Below are 22,930 nucleotides of genomic sequence, written 5' to 3'. Positions count from 1 at the left end.
ATAGGATAAGGATTAATTCTTAACATTAGCGCGCCTTGATGAATTGGTAATCAGACCTTTTCATAAAACTTGAAAAGAAGTATACATAACATAATTAGGGCTCTTGAAAAATATTTTTTTAAAAGGCTGCATTCCGTTATCATTTATAGAATAATTAATTTATAATAAAGTGAAGGGGATTTAATGGTACAATCTCATATTCGTCTGCTGATTATTGGCTCAGGTCCGGCTGGTTATACAGCGGCGATCTATGCAGCAAGAGCAATGCTTAAGCCGGTTTTGGTGACGGGCTTGCAGCAGGGTGGGCAATTAACAATTACAACTGATGTTGAGAATTATCCAGGTTTTGCAGATCCCATTCAAGGACCATGGTTGATGGAGCAAATGGCAAAACAAGCTGAGAATATGGGGACAAAAATTGTCTATGATACAATTATAAAGGCTGATTTGTTGAAGTATCCTTTTGTTTTATATGGGGATTCAGGAACACAATATTCTTGTGATGCACTGATTATTGCAACAGGAGCTCAAGCGCGCTGGCTTGGTTTAGAAAGTGAACAGACCTTTATGGGCGGAGGTGTTTCCGCTTGTGCGACATGTGATGGCTTTTTTTATCGTGATAAGGACGTTATTGTCGTGGGAGGAGGAAATACGGCTGTTGAAGAAGCACTTTATTTATCGCATTTGGCTAAAAGTGTAAGCGTGGTTCACAGGCGGGGGCAGTTTCGGGCAGAAAAAATTTTGCAAGATAGGTTGCTAGCTTGTAATAATGTACGTGTTCTTTGGGATCATGTGGTCGAAGAAATTTTGGGGCTACCCGCTCAAGATTCAATGGGCGCTGTTGTAACAGGGGCACGTCTGAAAAATGTTAAGACAGGTCACGAGATGAAAGTGAATGCAGAGGGCATATTTATTGCCATTGGGCATGATCCTGCTGTTTCTCTGTTTGAAGGACAGCTGAAACAAAAACAAAGTGGCTATTTATGGACAGCACCGGACTCAACAGCAACAAGCATTGCTGGTGTTTTTGCTGCTGGGGATGTGACAGATGAAACATTCCGCCAAGCTGTAACAGCTGCGGGAAGAGGATGTATGGCAGCGTTGGAAGCAGAACGGTTTTTGGATATACTCAAGCGTTAGTCACCCATTGAGAACATAGAGAATATAGAGGTAAAATTAATTGTGGCGCCACCGTTGGATTGGGATAAGTTAAGGGTTTTTCACGCTGCAGCAGAAGCGGGATCTTTTACGCATGCTGCTCAAAAACTTCATTTATCTCAATCAGCCGTTTCACGACAGGTTTCGGCTTTAGAACAAGAGGTTGGGGTATCCTTATTTCAACGTCATGCGCGTGGTTTGATTCTTACAGAACAAGGAGAAACTCTTTATCGTACAGCTCATGATGTTTTGATGAAGCTTGAAAGTGTGCGTTTGCAATTAAGTGAAAGCTATGCAAAACCAACGGGGCACTTGCGTGTGACCTCGACCTTTGGAATGGGGGCAGGGTGGATTGCAGAGCGTATGCCAGAATTTCTTAGTCTTTATCCTGATATGCAGGTTCAGCTTTTGCTTTCCGATGAAGAGCTTGATTTGACAATGTGTCATGCGGATTGTGCTGTTCGCTTACATCAACCCAAACAACCTGATCTTATACAAAGAAAACTCTTTACAATTCATATGCATGTTTATGCTTCGGAAAAGTATATTGCAAATTATGGAAAGCCGGAAAAATTGTCTGATCTCGATGAGCATCGTATTATTTCGTTCGGTGAACCGGTTCCACCTTATTTGTCTGGTTTAAATTGGTTGGAAAAGGCTGGTAGAAGTGATGGATCATTGCGCGTTTCAGTTCTACAAATCAACAATATCATCTCAATAAAGAATGCGCTTATGCGTGATCTTGGGATTGCTGTGCTTCCTGATTATATCGTCAATAATGATGAGCATTTAGTGCGTCTTTTTCCTGATATGGTTGATATTCCTTCTTTTGATACTTTTTTTTGTTATCCTTATAATTTAAAGAATTTGGCAAGGTTAAATGCTTTTCGAGATTATATTTTTTTAAAAGCCCGTCAGTGGTCTTTTTAATATTAATATCTTAATTTATAAGGGACAATTAGCTATTTTGCAACTTGAGACTCCCGTAATATTCTTTCGTTTCAAATTTGCCTATATTGAATCAATTAAAATTATTTGTTGCACATTAAAAGTGGAGGGAGTCTGTGCGGGTAAATATTTTTGAAAAGAGGGATAAATGTTTTTTATGAATGCTAGCAACGGTGAGGGTTATTATATATTGAAAAATGGAAAATCGTGTGATGGTGTAGTTAACATTTTTACTATTTAATTAAAGAGAGTGGTACATGATGGAGACAAATTTAAAGCTATGTGTTTATCGCATAGCAGATACGCTTAAGTCTTTATTGTGCTTTTCCTTATAAAATGACATAGAATATTATCTCTTGATTATGTTGCCTCCCAGTTTCGTTTTCTTGAGTGTTCCCTTACGAAGATCTATCAGATTGATTTTATCTCTGAGGATTTTCCAAATTTGCCGGACATATGTCCGGCTTTTTTTTTAATTTTTGAAAGAGTCCCTAGAAATTGCAATATATGGGAAGATGATAAAGAAAAAATTTCGAAACTGGCGGATATCCAACAATTTTTTTAAGAATACTAAAATTCAATGAGGAGTTTGAGAGGGGGTATTCTACTGTACTGTAAAAGTCTGTCTTTTAGGAGCGTGATATAAAATATTTAAAACCTTATACATGAAGTGCTTTTTATTAGAATGTGAGATGAATATTTAAGGCAGGTCTTGTTCATAAAGCCTATGAAGTAAATCAAGTAGTTATTAGATAGAACTTAAAGGAAACTGGATTGTTTACACAACGATGGGAGGTGGCTTCTTCTTCATTTTAGGACGAAGAAGAAGCTGAGAAATAGAAGAGATTTTATTGTAAGGGCCTTTGATTATAAGGGCAATTGTGTTTAAAAGTGCTCGGTCTTTTTTAGAGTTATAAATTGAATGGAGAAAGCAGAATAGGCTTGTCATCTCTTATGATAAGAGACTGATTCATTTATTTGATAGCTAGATTTTTTTGATCTTTATCTACAGCATCTATTTTTGTGTTTATTCATAGATATTTTTGCTGAATCGATAGATTTAGACCATGACGCAGCTTCTGGTATTTTCTCGGATATACTAACATTCGGCAAAAAACAATCACAAGAGATGATGTTAAAAATTTTAAGTTAAACTGTTGCAAAAGCGCTGGATACGTAAGCAAGCTTCTTCAAGCAGTTTTTCTGATGTTGCATAAGAAATACGAAAAGTTAATCCAAGTCCAAAAGCAGACCCTTGGACGACAGCAACAGCCTCTGTTTCTAGAAGCGCTATGACAAAGTCTTCATCATTCATAATACATTGACCGTTAGGTGTTTTCTTACCAATAAGTCCTTTGCAAGAAGGATAAACATAAAAAGCACCTTCGGGTGTTGGACAGTGAATGCCAGGAGCTTGGTTTAACATGGAAACAACGAGATCACGGCGTGCTTGAAAAATACTTTTATTTTTAGTGATAAAGTCTTGTGGTCCATTGAGAGCTTCAACTGCTGCCCATTGTGAAATAACACTCGTGCCAGATGTTTGCTGGCCTTGAATGGTATCCATAGCTTTAATGAGTTCTTGTGGTCCGCCTGCATAACCGATTCTCCAGCCCGTCATCGCATAAGCTTTAGAAACACCATTCATTGTGAGTGTGCGATCATAAAGCGCTGGTTCTACTTGAGCTGGAGTAACAAAGGTAAAACCCTCATACGTGAGATGTTCATATATATCGTCAGTGAGAATATATACATGAGGATATTTTACTAAAACATCGGTGAGTTTTTTCAGTTCATTATATGTATAAGCGGCACCTGATGGATTTGAAGGAGAGTTAAAGATAAACCATTTGGTTTTTGGGGTAATGGCAGCTTCTAGCTCTTGTGGTTGGAGTTTATAAGAAAATTCCGCTTTTGTTTCTAAAAAGACAGGCGTACCATCGTTAAGTGTGACCATTTCTGGATAACTAACCCAATAAGGAGATGGAATGATGACTTCATCTCCTCTATTCAAAGTTGCCATAAATGCATTAAAGAGAATTTGTTTTCCACCGGTACCAACAATAATTTGTTCTGGTTGGTAAAGAAGGTTATTTTCTCTTTTAAATTTTGCAGAAATTGCTTGGCGCAATTCTGGAATTCCAGATATGGGAGGGTATTTTGTTTCTCCCCTTCGAATAGCTTCAATAGCCGCGTTTTTGATGTTGTCTGGGGTATCAAAGTCTGGCTCTCCAGCACTTAAAGCAATAACATTTCGCCCTAATGCTTTTAAATAACGGGCTTTTTGAGAAGCAGCAATTGTTGCAGAAGGTTTGATACGAGACAGTTTGTCGGCAATAAAAGCCATAATTTAAAATCCTTATATTATATCAAATGATTATTGCTTTAAGAATATTTTATAAGAGATTATATTGTATGCAATAAAAAACTTCCACAATACTCTTACATAGGCTTTATATTCTTCTTTTTTGAGATTTTTGCAAGGTCATTTCTTTTTAGGTTTTATGAAAGATTTATAAGGAAAGATAGAGGAGGTTTGATAAATTGTACAAAGGAGATAAGCAGTCTTTTATTTTAACAAGGTAAAATAATGTTTTATAAAAAATAAAAAATCTTCGTCGTTACAGACGAAGATTTCTAAATAAAATATTGCAGAATTTAAACTTTAAAGTGCTGCAAGGTTACCAGCGGCAAATTTTCCTGAACGACGATCTTGAAGAACATCATAAGAGATTTTTTGCCCTTCATTAAGACTGTTTAGACCTGAACGCTCGACGGCAGAAATGTGTACAAATACATCTGCACTACCATCACTAGGCTGAATGAATCCGAAACCTTTTGTTGTATTAAACCACTTAACTGTTCCTGTAGACATAGGAAACTCCTTAGAATATATAATTATATTGAGCATTGAAGCTTTTATCCCTTCAATACGGCTGTAGATCGAAATTAGGTGGGAGAAGTTTCGTCGAAAGTGCAGATTGCACAGGAAAGAAAGTCACGTAACCGAAAATTCGATGAAACCTCTATAAAAGTTTTTAGAACAAAAAGCAAGTCTTAATCAATTTTTATATAAAGAAAAAATAAGAAAATAGTGTACATTTTACTAAGTAGAAAAAAATTCAACTAAAATAACTTTGTAGTGAACGTACCTCAAGGTGCCTTTTTTTGAGTGCTTTGATCGCTTCTACGACGGCTTCGGCTCCAGCTATTGTTGTATAATAGGGAACATTTTGCATGAGTGCTGCATAACGTAATGATTTTGAGTCTGAGATGGCACTGGCAGTGCTAGTTGTATTAAAAATCAATTGAATTTGGCGATTACGAATAGCATCTTCAATATGGGGGTGTCCCTCTAGAACTTTGTTGATTTTTTTTGCTTCAACGTGGTGTTCGGTGAGAAATTTTTGTGTTCCACTTGTGGCGACAACAGAAAAGCCAAGCTCAGTTAAACGTTTTACAGGATTTAAGATGCGTTTTTTATCTTCATCCCTTACAGAAACGAACAAAGTTCCCTCTTTAGGGAGTTTTACACCAGCTCCAAGTTGGGCTTTAGCAAAAGCAAGCGAAAACTCATAGTCAAGACCCATAACTTCACCGGTTGAGCGCATTTCTGGACCAAGAAGTGTATCAACACCTGAAAAACGAGCAAAAGGAAACACTGCTTCCTTGACAGCAATATGTTGTTTTTCCTGCAAAGAAGGTAATCCACCATAAGCTTGAAGAGCATCATGAAGCGTTTCTCCTGCCATAATACGTGCAGCCATTTTAGCAATAGGGCGACCAATCGTTTTTGCAACAAATGGAACAGTACGTGAAGCACGGGGATTGACTTCTAAGACATAAATGGTGTCATCTTTTATAGCATATTGTACATTCATTAAACCGCGAACATGAAGTGCTTGTGCTAATGCTTTGGTTTGGCGCTCTAATTCAGTAACTATTTTATTTGAGAGCGTATGGACTGGTAAAGAACATGCTGAATCACCAGAGTGGATACCAGCTTCTTCAATGTGTTCCATAATACCAACGATTAGTGTTTCTTTGCCATCACAGAGACAATCAACATCTACTTCAATTGCTTCTGTTAAATAGGTATCAAAAAGAAGCGGATTTTTACCAAGCAATATATTGATTTGTCCTGTTGTGTCGTTAGGATAACGGACTTTGATATCTTCTGAAATTAATTCAGGGACACTCTCAAGTAAATAATTTTGTAAGCTACGCTCATCACGAATAATTTGCATAGCACGTCCTCCTAAAACATAAGATGGACGTACAACCAAGGGGAAGCCTAGTTCGTGGGCAATGAGGCGTGCTTGTTCGATGGAGTGGGCAATACCATTTTGAGGTTGTGTTAAATTAAGTTTAAATAACAGTTTTTGAAAGCGATCTCTATCTTCAGCTAAGTCGATAGCGTCAGGTGAAGTACCTAGGATGGGGATGTTGTGTTTTTCTAGAGCGCTTGCCAATTTCAAGGGTGTTTGTCCGCCAAATTGGACGATGACTCCAACCAAATCTCCTTTTTCCTGTTCTGCTTCTAAAATAGCGATAACGTCTTCTGTTGTTAAAGATTCAAAGTAAAGGCGATCAGAGGTATCATAGTCGGTTGAAACTGTTTCAGGATTACAGTTAATCATAATCGCTTCAAATCCTGCATCACGCAGTGCAAAAGCAGCGTGGCAGCAACAGTAATCAAATTCAATACCTTGCCCAATGCGGTTTGGTCCACCGCCTAAAATAGCAATTTTTTTGCGTTCAGAAACGTGTGCTTCCGAGTGCTCTACACCTGCAAAGGGAACTTCATATGTTGAATACATATAGGCTGTAGGAGAAGAAAATTCAGCCGCACAAGTATCGATCCGTTTGAAGACGTGTTTAACATTCAGTGATTTACGCAAAGCTGCGATATAATCGGTTTCTTGTCCGATAAGGGAGGCTAATCGAGCATCTGAAAAGCCCATAGCTTTTAACATACGTAAATTATCTGCATCTTGGGGTAATCCATGAATGCGGATACGCTGCTCCATTTCAATGATGGAGGCTATTTGTTCTAAAAACCACGGATCAATTTTGCTAATTTGGTGAATCTCATTTAAAGGTAAGCCTGTGCGCATAGCTTGAGCAATATAGCGTAGACGATCAGGGCTTGGTATGGCAATGGCTGAGCGTATAGAACTTTTTTCATCACCTTCAGCATGCTCTGGAATCACAATTTCATCAAGACCCGTAAGCCCTGTTTCAAGTCCACGGAGTGCTTTTTGTAACGATTCTTGAAAAGTGCGTCCAATTGCCATGACTTCTCCTACAGATTTCATCGCAGTTGTGAGGACAGGTGATGAACCGGGAAATTTTTCGAACGCAAAACGAGGAATTTTTGTCACAATATAGTCAATAGAAGGTTCAAATGATGCTGGTGTTGCACCGCCCGTGATATCATTTTTTAATTCATCAAGTGTATAACCAACAGCCAGTTTAGCCGCTACTTTGGCAATGGGAAACCCCGTTGCTTTTGAAGCAAGCGCTGAAGAGCGAGAAACACGCGGATTCATTTCAATAACAATGAGGCGCCCATTTTCAGGATTGACAGCAAACTGTACATTGGATCCCCCCGTTTCAACGCCAATTTCACGCAAAACAGCAATCGAAGCATTACGCATACATTGATATTCTTTATCGGTTAAGGTGAGAGCAGGTGCTACAGTGATCGAATCACCGGTATGAACCCCCATTGGATCAATGTTTTCGATAGAACAAACGATGATACAATTGTCGTTCTTATCACGAACAACTTCCATCTCATATTCTTTCCACCCTAAAACACTTTCTTCAATTAATACTTCTGTTGTTGGTGAAGCTTCAAGCCCACGTTCAATAATTTCATAGAATTCAGAGCGGTTATAAGCGATTCCACCACCAGTTCCACCAAGGGTAAATGAAGGACGAATAATAGCTGGAAGCCCAACAACATCAAGAGCTTGAACTGCTTTTGCTGTTGCATGAGCGATATAATGTTGTTTGCGATCAGCTTCGGTATGTCGCCAGTTGCGCTCAAGTTCTTCGAGTGCTTTGTCAAGCGCAGTACCAGAAAGCTTTGCTTTAAGTTCAGCACACGTTTTTGCGTGTTGTTGGCGATTTTCTTCTTTCAGTTCTGTTGCATTGGCTAACATAGAGCGTGGCGTTTCCAAACCGATTTTTGCCATCGCTTGGCGGAATAAAGCACGATCTTCAGCTTTATCAATAGCATCAGCATTGGCTCCTATCATTTCAACATGATAGCGGTCTAAAATACCCATACGCTTTAATGATAAAGCAGTATTGAGGGCTGTTTGTCCTCCCATAGTGGGTAAAAGGGCATCGGGACGTTCATGGGCAATAATTTTGGCAACGATTTCAGGCGTAATGGGCTCTATATAAGTTGCATCAGCTAGATCTGGATCTGTCATAATCGTGGCAGGATTAGAATTGACCAAAATAATTCGGTAACCTTCTTCTTTTAATGCTTTACAGGCTTGAGTACCAGAATAATCAAATTCACATGCCTGACCAATGATAATAGGTCCTGCTCCGATGATAAGAATAGATTTTATATCTGTGCGTTTGGGCATGACTTTTTCCTATGACAAATATCTATGTGCGATTGTTGCAGGCAAAATATTTCAGTTTTGAAGCTACAGTTATTTTATAAGTTAAGTGACAAAGAAAGTAAGCATTAAAATACCTTTTCCATGCTTTTTTTCATAAAATTTAAGATAAATTTCTTTTTTGAGTTGAGTCATCTCATCAGTCTATCAAAAGTATGACCTTTGATAAAAAATAATAACAGTGCTCCAACAAATTAGAATATTCAATCATACGTGGAGCATAAAAAGTCGGAACATCTTCCCAATACATTGCTTGCATATTTTGTGTTTTATGACGTTGTTTGCCTAAGAGACCCCGCGCTTTTTCTATTGCTTGTAAAACATAAGCCATTATTTATGGTTTGATGGGATTTCGTACAATGAAATGGGAAACTTATCGTGTTGTTCCGTAAAATACTGCTGTTTAGAGCTGTGATATAAGGTATGAAAATTTACCACATTAAGGTGTTTTTTGTTAGAGCGTATGATAAAATTCAGGACCAAATTTGTCTGTAGAGAGCTTATGAAATAAACCATATAAAATGGTTTCAGTTGGAATCTGTTAAATAAACAATAAGATTGTTGATAAGTCGGCTCTGGTCGAAGTTTCCGTTTTAGGGTAGGGAACGTCAATCTATAGATGTGTCCGTTTCATAAAAGGGTGAGAGTGTATTTTAATACAATGGCTAAGGAGATAATTTCAGAATGATTTTGTTTGTTTTTAAAAGAGAGTGAATACTCTCCCTTTACTTTATGGTGATGTTCAAAACTTTTTAAAATATAAAGAAGGATAAAATGCCGAGCATTTCCCAAACGAGATTTTGTCTGAAAGATGTATCAATAGGAAAGCTTTTGGTGGCTAGGTCTCAAAAAGGGATTTGTCATAGTGCGTTAGGAGACACTATAGAGCAATTACTACAGGAGTTTACGCTACGATTTGGTGATGCACAACAAGTTGTAGGTGACAATACATTTAAGAGAGAAGTTGCCCATATTATAGCCATGATAGAAACACCTAAGCTGGTAAAAAAATATAATTTTCCCTTAGATATAAATGGTACAGTTTTTCAACGACAAGTATGGGCAGTATTATGTGATATACCATGTGGTGAAACAATTTCATATGAGGTTTTAGCATGCCGTATTGGTATGCCGAATGCTTTTCGTGCCGTTGCTAATGCCTGTGCACGTAACGAATTGGCTGTTATCATTCCGTGTCATCGTGTTGTGCGTAAAAATGGTTTTATTTCAGGGTATCGTTGGGGGGACAAACGGAAACAGATTTTACTACAACGAGAACAAAATGGAGAAATTTAACTTTGTGTGATGGGCATTATAATCGTTACAGTTGTTCCTTTCATTTCTTTTGAAGTAATTTCAAGTTTTCCCTTGTGGAGTTCTAGCAAGGAGCGTGAAATGGCTAAGCCAAGACCTGAGCCCGTATGAGATTTAGTAAGTTGATTTTCAACTTGTTCAAAGGGTTGTCCAAGTTTTTTAATTGCTGATTGTGGAATACCAACACCTGTATCTGTAATTTTAAAAATAAGATTATTTTTTTTCTTGAAAGCGCAGACATCAATATTTCCGCCAGAAGGAGTGAATTTAACGGCATTAGAGATGAGATTAAGGAAAATCTGTTTCATTGCACGACCATCAACTTCAGCATGAAGTTCTGGGGTAATGTTTGTTGTAACAGCAATATTTTTTTCTTGAGCCTGAGGCGTTAGTGTTCGTACTGCTTCACTAATGATAGGTTCAAGATCGGTATTTTTACAATCAAGCGTAAATCTTCCAGCTTCGATTTTTGACATATCAAGGATGTCATTGATAAGGGTTAGAAGATGGGTTCCTGAATTATAAATATCATGCATATATTCTTTATAGCGTTGTGAACCAAGAGGGCCAAAGGTTGATTGTAACATAATATCTGAAAAGCCGAGAATAGCATTTAGTGGAGTGCGCAATTCATGAGACATATTGGCTAAAAATTCTGATTTAGCCTTATTAGCACTTTCGGCGCGTTCTTTTTCTGCTTTCAGACTTTTATTAAGTTTTTCAACTTCTGTTGCGCGTTGTTGAGCACTCCCTCTCGCACGTTTGAGTTCTTGAATGAAAGAAAAAAGACGCCTTTCGCTGTCTTCAAATTTTTCCTGTTGTTGTTTAAGCTCAGAAATGTCAGTACCAATACAAACCAATCCTCCATCTTGGGTTCGTCGTTCGTTAATTTTGAGCCAACAACCATCTGCCGTTTGGCGAATACTGGTTAAGTTACCAGTACCATCATCTTTAAGGGGATATTCACTAAGAGCAGGGCGTGCCATGGCTTCGACGGTTGCACGTTGGATACCTGATTGGAGAATTTGTTTAGGAATAGCGGCATATTCGCAAAATTTGCTGTTGGACATGACTAAACGTCCTTCAGCATCCCACAAGACGAAAGATTCTGAAATGTTTTCAATCGCGTCACGAATACGAAGGTCGGCTTGTGCCGTTTGTTCAGCCAATTGTTGCTGTTCACTAATATCGAAGGAAATACCAACCAAATGGGGTTCTTCTTCTTCAGTCACTTCGGCACGAATGCGCATCCATACATAATGACCATCAGCATGACGCATAGGAACGTTAATATCGATATGCTTTTTTTTGCCGCTCATTAATTCCTGAGCAAGGTCAAAAAAATTCGCATCATTTGGATTGATAATGGCGCTAATTTGGGAAATTGAGAGCAATGCATCTTGAGGGACATAGCCGAGCATTTCGTACATTGCTCGTGACCAGTAGACGCGTCCACTGGCCATATTCCAATCCCATAGTCCACAGCGTCCACGCATCATTGCCATATCAATACGGTTTTGAATTTTTTCTGAAACAAGATCTGTTTTGCGTGCTCGTACAATTTGGTTATAATAAGCATAAAGAAGAGCGAGGATAACGCCACTAGTTCCAATAAACATGGTTATATTTAACGAGAGAGCTTTCCGCCATTCCATGTAAATATGTTGCATTTTTTCACTGATGAATACCCCATATTGTCCATTTTCTGTTTGCTCAAAGGAAGCAAGAGCAGGAATATCTTTTTCTATTGTAATTTTCATGATTCCAGCATGTTTTCCTAGAGCTTGTAAAGTAATGCTTTCAGAGGTAAAATCCTGTAAGGGTTTTCCTAAGACAATCTCGGAACTTGATGAAGCTAGGACATTGCCTTTTTGATCGACAATAGCAATAACAGCGCTGGTTTTTATAAAACCTTTGTTACGAAAATTGGTTAGGATATTTTGTAAATGATTATGAGAAAGAGCAGCAGCTTTTCCTTGTCGAGTGGCGGCAAGTAAGTCACGGTCGATTGTATTGGTAATATGAGAAGCTAAGAGAGTGATGGTAGAATGCGTGTTTTTATCAATTGTGTTGCGCCAATCATAGATTGATACGAAACGGATTGCTGCAAGCGCAATAAGAAATGCCACAATGACAAATGGAAGTGAGCGTCGCAACCAAGGTTCAATAAAGAGAAGCTTTTGATAGGTAGAGCCAGAAAACAGATGAATACGCTTTGTCTGCGCTTTATGGCTTTGAGCGCTCGATTTTGAATCAGTATATATCTCCGTTGGCGCATTATATGCGTCCAATTTAGCCATCTCTTGTTCCTTTAATTCCGGAATAATGTGATTTAAAAACTGCTTCGATATTCATTAATAACCCCATGAGAGTGCAATGAATCAAAACAGGAGTCTTCTGTCCAGTCTTTTTTTAAAAAAAAGTATTTTACTTTTATGAATTTGGAATATGAAAAGGAAAAGGCATTTTAAACATGGCCTATAAACAGGCTTAGATTGCCTGTTTATAGGTTTAATGATGATCAAAGTAGCTTGTAGAGTTTATTTTTAAAAATATTATAGTATATTGATTTAAAATGTTTTTTTGTTTCAAGTGAGTAGACGATTGATGATATCAGAAACATCGCTTGATAATTTTGGTGCGGCAGCAATCGTTTTTAATGCCGTTTCAAGTTTTTGTTGCCGAATGGGTTCTAATTGTCGCCAAGAGCGCAAAGTTGTTAATAATCGTGAAGCAAGCTGTGGATTTTTTTTGTCAATTTCTAAAATGATTTGGCAAAGAAAATCATAGGAGGCACCATCAACTCTGTTAAAGCCTGTTAGGTTGTTAGAGGCAAAGATACCGATCAGAGATCGTACACGATTAGGATTATCCTTTGAAAATAGCGGGTGTTGCATGAGCTTTTGAACATTTTCGAGTGTTGATGTGCCAGCAACCATTGCTTGAATAGAAAACCATTTATCCATAACCAAAGGGTCATGTCGATAGCGGTTTTCAAAATCATTTAAGGCATTTTGTGCCTGCTCACTTTCGTTAAAACGCTTCACGAGAACAGCAATACTCGCCATTCGGTCAGTCATATTATCAGCTGTTGCATACTGTGTCGCCGCACGATTTGGATTGTTCTCAGAAATGGAAAGATAATCCAATAGTATGTTCTTGAATGCTCGCTTTCCGGCTTGTACAGTGTCTGGTGAATAGGGTTCTTGGGTTTGCATTTGTTCATAAAATTTTGTTAAGAGTTTTTGATGTGTTTGTGCAAGTGAAGCGAGAAACTGATTGCGCACGTAATGAATACGATCTGGATCAATATTTTTACCGATTGTATGAGCAAGCTCAACTTCACTAGGTAAATTTAAACAGAAGGCACGAAATTCAGGCTCTAAGGTTTCATCTGTTATGATTGTTTCAATCAGGTTTAGCAAAGCAGAGGAGATTGTTTCTTTTGCTGCTTGTGTTTTATCTTGAATGCTTTGAAGCAAAGCTTGCGTCATTAAATGATTAAGAGATTGCCAGCGATTAAGGTGATTGTCATCATGTTGTGCAAGAAAAATAAGTTCACTTTCATTAAATGGCGTGTGTAGAATGATTGGTGCAGAAAAGTCTCGCAGCAGTGATAAAACGGGTTTTTCACGCAGTCCTTTTAATGTAAACGTTTGGCTTTCCTTGGATAAAAGCATAACATCTGATTGAATATCTGTATCCGCTTCATAGGTGAGGTTTTCTCCGTTAGGTCCTAACAAGCCAAATACGATAGGGATAAGCATAGGCTTTTTTGTATTTTGTTGTGGGGTTGCGGGAATATGTTGCTTTGTATGAATTGTTAAAACACCATCGCTATAATGACTATCGATTTCTACATTGGGTGTTCCTGCCTGTTCATACCATAGCATGAATTGGGAGAAGTCTTGACCAGACACTTCAGCAAAACAGGTAATAAAATCTTCAATTGTACAAGCTTGTCCATCATGACGTTGAAAATAAAGATCAGTGCCTTTACGAAACAGAGTAGGACCTAAAATAGTTCGTATCATGCGAACAACTTCAGCACCTTTTTCATAAACAGTTGTGGTGTAAAAATTATTAATTTGGCTATATTGACGAGGACGTACAGGATGCGCAAGAGGTCCTGCGTCTTCTGTAAATTGCGTCGCTTTTAATGCTTTTACATTTTCAATTCGCTGTAGGCTGCGTATATTTTGATCTGATGAAAATTCCTGATCACGATAAACAGTGAATCCTTCTTTTAAACAGAGTTGAAACCAATCGCGACAGGTAACACGATTACCGCTCCAATTATGGAAATATTCATGGGCAATGACACGTTCAACATTTCTATAATCCTGATCGGTTGCTGTTTCAGGATCGACAAGAACATATTTATCATTAAAAACGTTAAGGCCTTTGTTTTCCATTGCTCCCATGTTAAAGTCGGACACAGCAACAATATTGAAAACATCAAGATCATATTCGCGTCCGAAACATTGTTCATCCCAACGCATGGAACGTTTAAGAGCATCCATTGCATAGGTTGCGCGTTCGGTTTTTCCTTTTTCTACATAGATACCAAGCTCGATACGTCGTCCAGATACAGTTGTAAAATGGTCTTCTAACTTATCAAGATCTCCACCTACTAAAGCAAAGAGATAAGATGGCTTGGGATAAGGATCTTCCCAAATGGCAAAATGGCGATTATTCTCTAAAGTTCCTGTTTTCACCAGATTACCATTTGAAAGCAAGATTGGGATTGTTTGGGTATCTGCTTCAATTTTCACTCTATAGGTAGAAAGAACATCTGGGCGGTCGTAAAAATAAGTAATACGACGAAAACCTTCCGATTCGCATTGTGTGCAATAAACACCATTTGAAAGATAAAGCCCCATAAGTTGGCGATTGCTTTCTGGATTCAGTTCCGTGACCATTTTCAAAGTAAAAGGAGCCGTTTGTGGCGTTGTAATTTCTAAACGTGAAGGCGTCACTCTATAAGTGTTTGGGGCTAATATCTCATCATTAATAGAAACGGAAATTAAAGTAAGATCATCACCAGAAAGAACGAGAGGTGTTAATTCTTTTGTATCGTGACGAGGCTCAATAAACAATATGGCTGTAACATAGGTTTTTGTTGGTGCCAATTGGAAAGAAAGGTGTGTTTTAGGGATAGCGTAAGGAGTTGGTTGGTAATCTTCCAAACGATAAATAGATGTTATTGGCTGTTTCATAGTTTTTTCCCATTAGTATTTTAAGAGTTAAAGAAGGGTGTTTTAATTTTAGAAGCAAGATAGGATTAAAGAATTACAAAAGGCTGTCGAGGCGATTTTTTACTTCTAAGAAGTCTATCCATGTAAGCTTCTTTTGACTAGGGGTTCTAAGAAGGTAAGCTGGATGAAAAGTTGGCATAACAGGTATTTTTATATTATCTTCGCTTTCATAGATATGCCATTTCCCTCTTGTTCGGATAATCCCATTTTGAGATCCAGTAAGAAATTGTGCAGCAACGCCTCCCAGTGCTATAAGAACACGAGGACGTGCTAAATAAATGTGCCGTTCAATAAAAGGGCGGCACAAGGCAACTTCTCTTGGTGTTGGTGTACGATTTCCTGGTGGACGCCAAGGAATAGTGTTGGCAATGTAAACATTATTTCTTGCTAAGCCAATTGATGCGAGAATTTTATTAAGTAACACCCCTGCTTTTCCCACAAAAGGAATTCCTTGTATATCCTCTTCTCGTCCTGGTGCTTCACCTATGAGCATTAGGGGACTTCCTGCTGTTCCATCTGAAAAACAGGTATTTTTTGCTGTCAATTTTAGTGAACAGCCATTAAATGCAAGGAGGGCAGATTTTAATTCATCAAGTGTCTTTGCACTTTTTGCACTCTCTATAGCAGCGGATTCGTTTTGTATAGGACTAGAATTATACAGTGGATGATTATCTAATTTTACGCTTGGAGATGTTTTGGCAGATGTTTGTTGATTACCAGAAATGTTAACAACAGGCGTTAATTTTCTCTCTGAACAAGCAGACTGCTTAAAACGATCAATAGGGAAGTCTGTCAGAACGGCATCCGCACCACTTTCTTTATAAAAGTTTAAGAGTTCTTCATAGGAAATCGAGTACGGCGTTTGATTTAACATTTTACTTTTTCTAATGATCTAGGCACTATAGATCAAACAAAATTATCCTTCAAGTTTTATAAACGTATTCGCTAGCCATTAATGTATAAGAATGCTGATAGGATTCTCTCTTTTCACAAAAAAGGCAAATCGTAAAATGCGAGTTTTCGCGATTATATGCATCTTTAAATGTATAATTTGTTTAAATTGCGCTATTTCAACTTTTTAAACAAAATAAACTCACTCATAATAAAAGAATTTTTTACTGAATGCAAGTGGCGTGATAATATTTTTTATCATTATATTCTATATTTAATACTTAGTGAAAGTGAATTTTGTATTATTTTATTTAAAAAATTAAGTATAATTTTTTATTATTATATTTATTTAATAGCTTTTATTAAATAAATTAAATATATTAATTGAAATATATAATTATTACTTTTATATGAGAAAACACTAAGACGTTACAAACAGTTTTCACAATGGGTTAAAAGCAATGTGTGGATATATTCTTTTGCTTTTTTTACAGCTGAAATGAGAGGTTCATTGAGTGCCAAATGCGCTGCAATAGCGCTTGATAGAATGCAACCTGTTCCACGCATTGTTCCTTTTAAACGTGGAGTAGAAATATTGATGACTTCAATTTTGTCAATGAAGCTATCAATTGCAAGAGGACCCTCCGCATGTCCGCCTTTTACTAAGATAGAGCGAGCTCCCAATGACAAAAGTTTTTTTGCTTGTTGTATTGCTTGCTTATCATTAGATGCCAATGGACTTTGGCTAAGAAGAGCGAGTTCTTCTCTATTCGGTGTTAAAAGATCAACATGAGGAAGCAGTTTATCGATCATAGTGTCGATGATTGTTTCTGTTATTAGTTTTCTTCCTGATGAAGCGACAAGTACAGGGTCCAAAACAACTGGAACATGGGGATAGTCTTTGAGTACGTTACAGATTGCTGCTATAATTGCTTTTGTCCCCGTCATACCAATTTTTATTGCGCTTATTGGATTTGCTTCTAGAGCAGCACGCATTTGCGCAGCGACGAGGTCTCCACACATTGGAATGATTTCGACAACGCGATTATCATCTTGTACGTTAACACAAGTAATTGCTAAATTTGCTTTTATTTGAAAATGTGCAGAGGTTTCTATATCACGAACAATACCGGCACCTCCTGTTGGATCAGTGCCTGCAACAATAAGAATGGAAGGTATCAACGCCATGTTTGTGTCACTTTTATCCACTGCTGTACACGCTCTTCAGGTTTTTTATGGAGGATAATATCAGTCACAACAGCAGCACTATTTGCTCCTGCATTTAAAACACTAACTGCACGTTCTGGTGTTAACCCACCAATACCCACTAAAGGTAAAGCACCAATCCGTTTTCTCCATTGTTTGATTTTCTCTAGTCCTTGTGGCATCCATTTCATTTTTTTTAAGATTGTCGGATAAATAGGACCAAGTGCAATATACTCAGGATTAGCAGAGAGTGCGATATCCAATTCATGTTCATCATGTGTACTAAGACCAACTTTTATACCACTTTTACGAATTGCGTGAAGATCAGCATTGCTCAGGTCTTCTTGTCCCAGATGAATAAAATTACACTTTTCATCAATTGCTATTTCCCAATGATCATTAATAATTAATTGTGTTCCCAATTTATTGCATATGTTTTTTGCACGCTTAATATGTTGACGGATTATTTGTTGATTTTCATGTTTCATACGCAATTGTACGAGCTTGATACCAAGAGGAAGCAAACGTTCAATCCAATCAGCGTTATCAACGATGAGGTAAAAAGGATCCAGTTTCATGAAAATACCGCTTTTCCAATGATTGGTGTTGAAGGGACTGCTACATTGCGTGCTTCGATCATGCCAGCTTTATACCCCATACGCCCTGCCTGAATAGCTTTGGAAAAGGCCTCAGCCATCAAAACAGGATCAGCTGCTTTAGCAACTGCGGTATTAAGCAGTACTGCATCATAACCTAGTTCCATCGCAATGGCGGCATGGGATGGGCGTCCAATGCCGGCATCAATAACAAGAGTAGCATCAGGAAGGTAAGCACGGATAGAACGCAATCCATCAGTATTATGAGGTCCTTTGGCAGAACCAATAGGAGCACACCAAGGCATAATAACACGGCAACCAATGTCGAAAAGTTTTTCAGCAACAATGAGATCATCCGTTGTATAGGCAAAAATTTTGAAACCTTCATTGTTTAAAATTTGAGCTGCTTCGATTAAGGAAAAAATATTTGGCTGTAAGGTGTCTGAATTACCGATAATTTCGAGTTTAATCCAAGCTGTTTTAAAAAGATCTCTTGCTAATTGCGCTGTGGTTACGGCCTCTTTAACAGTATAACAACCAGCAGTATTAGGAAGCACTGTTACCCCAAGATCTTGAAGAAATTGCCAAAACTGCCCTCCTTGTTTTCCACCTGCGCTTTCTCGACGTAATGAAACGGTTACAATTTCTGTATTGGATTTATGAATAGCATCACGAAGGATGACAGGAGAAGGATATTGCGCTGTACCTAACATAAGACGAGAGGTGAATTGTCGTCCATAAAGATTCAACATAATTAACCACCTTGCATTGGGCTTAAAATTTCCACTTTATCTCCTTCATGCAAAATAAATTGGTCTCGCGCATCTACAGGAACAACTTCAGCATTAACAGCAGTTGCTAGCCAATTTCCTTCATACCCCAATTCCACAAGCAAGAGACTAAGAAAAGGAGCTTCTGTTTGAAGTGTTTCACCATTAACAAATATTTGCATGCTTTATTCCAATGCCAATTTCACTGCTCGTTTTGCCATTTCTGGAGACAAAAGAAAACCATGTCTATAAAATCCATTAATAGAGATATGGTTACCATATTTGCATACAGAAGGGAAGTTATCAGGATAAGCTGGACGAATACCAATGCCGGATTCAACAATTTCTGCTTCGGCAAAAGCAGGGTGCAATGTATAGGCCGCGTTGAGCAATTCCATCATTGATCTTACAGAGATTGCACCATCAAAGTCACTTTCAATCATCGTTGCGCCAATCATGAAAATATCATTCTGTCGTGGAACAACATAAAGTGGAAATCGTGGATGAAGAAGACGAATTGGGCGGGAAATTTTAATTTCTGTACTCCGCAAGAGTAGCATTTCACCACGTACACCCCGTATATTTTTATCTTTTCCTAAACGTCCTATTCCTGTCGCATCAATAACAATATCAAAATTTTTTTCAGCCTTCTCTACATCAACAAAACAGGCTCCATTGTTGAGAAGCTTTTCTTTTAAAGCCATAAGTGCTTTGCGAGGATCAATATGGGCTTCATTTTCATAAAAGAGTGCACAGTTAAAACGTTCCGCAAGATCTGGTTCAAGATGAGCTATTTCTGTATTATCTATGGTTTTGTGATTATGCGTACGCATAAAAAATCGTTCAAGCTCTCCTCTATCTCGTGTAGGTGCAACTACTAAAGTGCCTTTTTGTATGACAAGGTTGGGGAGCGTTTTACGCCACCATTGTATAGCTTGTACACCAAGATCTTCAACAATCTGTTCCGCATTTTCTCTTTCACAGTAAGGTGCGAGCATTCCTCCTGCATACCAACTAGCACTTCCTATAGGTGAATGAGGGGGGGCTGATACAGTAACAGAAGCACCTTTTTGCTGTAACATAAAGGCAACTGTTAAGCCGCCTACACCTGCACCTTTGATAAGAATGTTCTTCAACTGTTTACTTTCTTTTTTTGAGGAGGAACAATTTCCATATAAAGATCACCACTTTCTTGATATTTTTCAGCCATAGCAATCATACCTTCACCTTTTGTTTTTTTGAGTGCTGCAGCATCACGAATATCATGGGAAATACGCATAGAACAGAATTTTGGTCCACACATGGAACAAAAATGCACCAATTTATGGGCATCTTTAGGCATTGTCTCATCATGAAAGGCACAGGCTGTTTCTGGATCAAGAGAAAGGTTAAATTGATCATGCCATCTAAAATCAAATCGTGCACGCGAAAGAGCATTATCGCGCAATTGTGCTCTCGGCAAACCTTTGGCAAGGTCTGCGGCATGAGCAGCAATTTTATAAGTAATCACACCAGTTTTTACGTCATTCCTATCGGGGAGTCCTAGGTGTTCTTTAGGTGTTACATAACACAACATAGCAGTTCCAAACCATCCAATCATAGCGGCACCAATTGCTGATGTAATATGATCATAACCCGGAGCAATGTCCGTTGTAAGAGGTCCTAAAGTATAAAAAGGCGCCTCATGACAAAGATCTAATTGTTGCTCCATATTTTCTTTAATTTTGTGCATTGGGACATGCCCAGGGCCTTCAATCATAACTTGTACATCTTTTTTCCAAGCAACTTTTGTCAATTCTCCCAAGGTTTTAAGCTCTGCAAATTGGGCCTCGTCATTGGCATCGGCAATAGAGCCAGGACGCAATCCATCCCCCAATGAAAGAGAGATGTCATACGTGCGTGCAATATCACAAATTTCATCAAAATGTTCATAGAGAAAACTTTCTTTATGATGATGCAAACACCATTTTGCCATAATAGAACCACCTCGTGAAACAATACCTGTTACCCGATCAACGGTCAAAGGGATAAAAGGTAGTCTTAATCCTGCATGAATGGTAAAATAATCAACACCTTGTTCTGCTTGCTCAATAAGGGTATCACGAAAAATATCCCATGTTAAGTTTTCGGCAATACCCTGCACTTTTTCGAGTGCTTGATAAAGAGGAACTGTTCCGATGGGCACAGGAGAATTTCGGATAATCCATTCACGAATATTGTGAATATTTCGTCCTGTAGAAAGATCCATAACTGTATCTGCTCCCCAGCGAATGGCCCAAACCATTTTATCAACTTCTTCTTCCATAGATGAAGTTACTGCTGAATTTCCAATATTGGCATTAATTTTAACACGAAAATTACGTCCAATAATCATAGGTTCGCACTCTGGATGATTAATGTTTTGTGGAATAATGGCGCGTCCACAAGCAATTTCATTGCGAACAAATTCCGCAGTATAAGTTTCAGGTATTGATCCAGAAAATGTTTCATTTGATGGTACATTTTGCCGCTCTTCTACTGCTAATCCTTCATTTTCTCGTATAGCCACATATTCCATTTCTTCGGTAATAATGCCTGCGCGTGCGTAAGCCATTTGTGTAATTGCTTTGCCATTTTTTGCTCGTAAAATAGAACGTTTTTGCTTAAAGGCTGGTGTAAGGTTTTTATCAGAAGTCAATCCATTATCTTCAGGTTTAACTAATCGTGCAGGATAAGTTTCAGTATCATCCCGCTTAGAGAGCCAAGGCAAGCTAATTGCTGGAAGGCCTTTTGTAATATCAATGATCATATCTTTATCTGTGTAGGGGCCAGAAGTATCGTAGACGTTTAAAGGTTTTTCACCACTGCCATCAGCCAGTGAAATTTCACGCAATGGTACGCGCACATCAGAAAAGAGAAGGCTCTGTTGATAAATTTTGCGTGAAGCGGGAAAGGGGTTACAACTAATTGATGGAGTATTTTTCTGCACAAACTTTTTCCTTATAGACACGGAGTTCAAAAATAGGTTGCGATGTTAATGGAGTTACGATGTTAATGGAGATGTATTCAAATTATCAATCACGAGCATTCGGATGAATAGGGGTAAGTATTGCTTTGTAGCAAAGAAAACCCAATACAGCTCAAGAAAAGTTATTTTGAAAAACTGATACAATATCTATTCTAATATTTGCATGCCTCCTCCCACTTGAAGTATTTTTGTTAATACGAATATGGTTGGCTTAAATATCTATATTGTCAATCATAAAAATATATTTTAAACGATTTTGGTGTGTTTTTAAGAGTGAAAATAAATATTATGAAGTGATAAACTATGATATTGAAGCTTTTATAAACCAGAATAAAGTTAAAAGCGGATTATCAGAGAAAAAGTAGATAGTTTATGGCTCTGATTGAGATTTTTTTCATATTAAAATAATAACTCAGAATACCATAAGATTCTCTCATCATATATCTTTTCATATAAAAACACTTCCTTGCATGTCATAAGTGGGAGCGTATGGGGCAAAACACTTGAAGAAAGGAAGCCAAATGTCATTTAATGAACATTCTAAGATGTGAGGCTGTCAAAAAGTGGAGGCCAACAAAATGTATGATGGATTCCACTTGTATCTTCAAAAGCTTAAAGCTGATGATCTATAATGGCTTGCTATTGTATCATTGACGTGCGCTGTCGTAAAATGAAAGGAGTATATTTTGAGCAATATTTCTTAAAAAGTGCGTAATATGCAATATCATTATATTTTGTTTGGGGTATTCTATTCTTCATGAGGGGGATGTTTCCATTAAGAATGCGATAAACAAAAGCGGGAAACAATACCTAATCTTTATTATTAAAAATAATATTGTCTTGAATTAAGAAGAACACCAATAATTGCAAGATGTTGTTTAGAATGATTTATTGCTCTTGCAAAAAACATATACATATAATAATATATAGAGGGAGATGTGCTAAGTGTGGGAGGGGAAAAGTTGGTTATGGGGCGTTTAAAAAACAAGGATATTGTTCATAAAGATTGGGGGAGGGGCTAGGTTATGCTTTTTAATTTTTTCCGGATCGGATACAACCTTCAAATTTTGTGAAGGTGTGTGATATTTGATATTTCAAGGTATTTTATTTCCAGTTTAATGAAAGTGTGGAGCAAGTG

16 protein-coding genes are annotated in these 22,930 nt (G+C 37.8%); 3 read left to right on the top strand and 13 right to left on the bottom strand.

What is annotated here, in order from left to right:
• Positions 1–183 precede the first annotated feature (183 nt).
• Both trxB and ACFINA_RS01815 read left to right on the top strand, forming a co-directional pair.
• Positions 184–1,140, top strand: coding sequence for a thioredoxin-disulfide reductase (trxB, locus tag ACFINA_RS01820; protein WP_375606331.1), 957 nt, complete (start codon positions 184–186; stop codon positions 1,138–1,140).
• Between the two features lie 42 nt (positions 1,141–1,182).
• On the top strand, positions 1,183–2,088 hold the full coding sequence (locus ACFINA_RS01815; RefSeq protein WP_273791217.1) for a LysR family transcriptional regulator: 906 nt from the start codon (positions 1,183–1,185) through the stop codon (positions 2,086–2,088).
• A gap of 1,162 nt (positions 2,089–3,250) precedes the next feature.
• Here ACFINA_RS01815 and ACFINA_RS01810 read toward each other — a convergent pair.
• The 4 genes from ACFINA_RS01810 to ACFINA_RS01795 all read right to left on the bottom strand — a co-directional run bounded on the left by ACFINA_RS01810 (position 3,251) and on the right by ACFINA_RS01795 (position 9,081).
• Complete coding sequence (locus ACFINA_RS01810) at positions 3,251–4,453, bottom strand: pyridoxal phosphate-dependent aminotransferase (protein WP_375614973.1); 1,203 nt, start codon at positions 4,451–4,453, stop codon at positions 3,251–3,253.
• A 318-nt stretch (positions 4,454–4,771) separates the two neighbouring features.
• A complete protein-coding gene (locus ACFINA_RS01805; RefSeq protein ID WP_012754908.1) occupies positions 4,772–4,981 on the bottom strand; it encodes a cold-shock protein in 210 nt (69 codons plus the stop codon).
• Between the two features lie 247 nt (positions 4,982–5,228).
• A complete protein-coding gene (gene carB, locus ACFINA_RS01800; RefSeq protein WP_375614401.1) occupies positions 5,229–8,714 on the bottom strand; it encodes a carbamoyl-phosphate synthase large subunit in 3,486 nt (1,161 codons plus the stop codon).
• A 175-nt stretch (positions 8,715–8,889) separates the two neighbouring features.
• On the bottom strand, positions 8,890–9,081 hold the full coding sequence (locus ACFINA_RS01795) for a hypothetical protein (RefSeq protein WP_375614400.1): 192 nt from the start codon (positions 9,079–9,081) through the stop codon (positions 8,890–8,892).
• A 443-nt stretch (positions 9,082–9,524) separates the two neighbouring features.
• Between ACFINA_RS01795 and ACFINA_RS01790 the strand changes: the two genes are divergently transcribed.
• Positions 9,525–10,046 (top strand): methylated-DNA--[protein]-cysteine S-methyltransferase, encoded by a 522-nt coding sequence (locus ACFINA_RS01790; protein WP_375606327.1) that lies wholly within the window; start codon positions 9,525–9,527, stop codon positions 10,044–10,046.
• Here the strand turns inward: ACFINA_RS01790 and ACFINA_RS01785 are convergent.
• The 9 genes from ACFINA_RS01785 to thiC form a co-directional block, all read right to left on the bottom strand.
• On the bottom strand, positions 10,043–12,364 hold the full coding sequence (locus ACFINA_RS01785) for an ATP-binding protein (protein WP_375614972.1): 2,322 nt from the start codon (positions 12,362–12,364) through the stop codon (positions 10,043–10,045). The genes ACFINA_RS01790 and ACFINA_RS01785 overlap by 4 nt on opposite strands.
• Positions 12,365–12,652: 288 nt before the next feature.
• The gene (gene pepN, locus ACFINA_RS01780; RefSeq protein WP_375614971.1) at positions 12,653–15,283 is read right to left on the bottom strand and encodes an aminopeptidase N; all 2,631 of its coding nucleotides are present in this window, start codon (positions 15,281–15,283) and stop codon (positions 12,653–12,655) included.
• A 73-nt stretch (positions 15,284–15,356) separates the two neighbouring features.
• Positions 15,357–16,196: a uracil-DNA glycosylase family protein gene (locus tag ACFINA_RS01775; RefSeq protein WP_375606324.1), complete on the bottom strand. Its 840-nt coding sequence runs from the start codon at positions 16,194–16,196 to the stop codon at positions 15,357–15,359.
• A gap of 446 nt (positions 16,197–16,642) precedes the next feature.
• Positions 16,643–17,401, bottom strand: coding sequence for a hydroxymethylpyrimidine/phosphomethylpyrimidine kinase (locus tag ACFINA_RS01770; protein ID WP_375615000.1), 759 nt, complete (start codon positions 17,399–17,401; stop codon positions 16,643–16,645).
• On the bottom strand, positions 17,392–17,997 hold the full coding sequence (locus ACFINA_RS01765) for a thiamine phosphate synthase (protein ID WP_375610135.1): 606 nt from the start codon (positions 17,995–17,997) through the stop codon (positions 17,392–17,394). Before ACFINA_RS01765 ends, ACFINA_RS01770 begins: the two co-directional genes overlap by 10 nt.
• A complete protein-coding gene (locus ACFINA_RS01760) occupies positions 17,994–18,767 on the bottom strand; it encodes a thiazole synthase (RefSeq protein WP_375606322.1) in 774 nt (257 codons plus the stop codon). The genes ACFINA_RS01765 and ACFINA_RS01760 overlap by 4 nt, the downstream gene beginning before the upstream one ends.
• Positions 18,768–18,769: 2 nt before the next feature.
• Entirely contained in the window at positions 18,770–18,967 is a 198-nt protein-coding gene (gene thiS / locus ACFINA_RS01755) for a sulfur carrier protein ThiS (protein WP_375606321.1), read from the bottom strand.
• Positions 18,968–18,970: 3 nt separating this feature from the next.
• The gene (locus ACFINA_RS01750) at positions 18,971–19,921 is read right to left on the bottom strand and encodes an FAD-dependent oxidoreductase (RefSeq protein WP_375606320.1); all 951 of its coding nucleotides are present in this window, start codon (positions 19,919–19,921) and stop codon (positions 18,971–18,973) included.
• Positions 19,918–21,753: a phosphomethylpyrimidine synthase ThiC gene (gene thiC, locus ACFINA_RS01745; protein WP_375606319.1), complete on the bottom strand. Its 1,836-nt coding sequence runs from the start codon at positions 21,751–21,753 to the stop codon at positions 19,918–19,920. The genes ACFINA_RS01750 and thiC overlap by 4 nt, the downstream gene beginning before the upstream one ends.
• Positions 21,754–22,930: the final 1,177 nt, after the last annotated feature.

This window comes from Bartonella sp. AC10YNML, assembly GCF_042196825.1.
Taxonomy (GTDB): Bacteria; Pseudomonadota; Alphaproteobacteria; order Rhizobiales; family Rhizobiaceae; genus Bartonella.
This window is presented reverse-complemented; position numbering and strand designations above follow the sequence as displayed.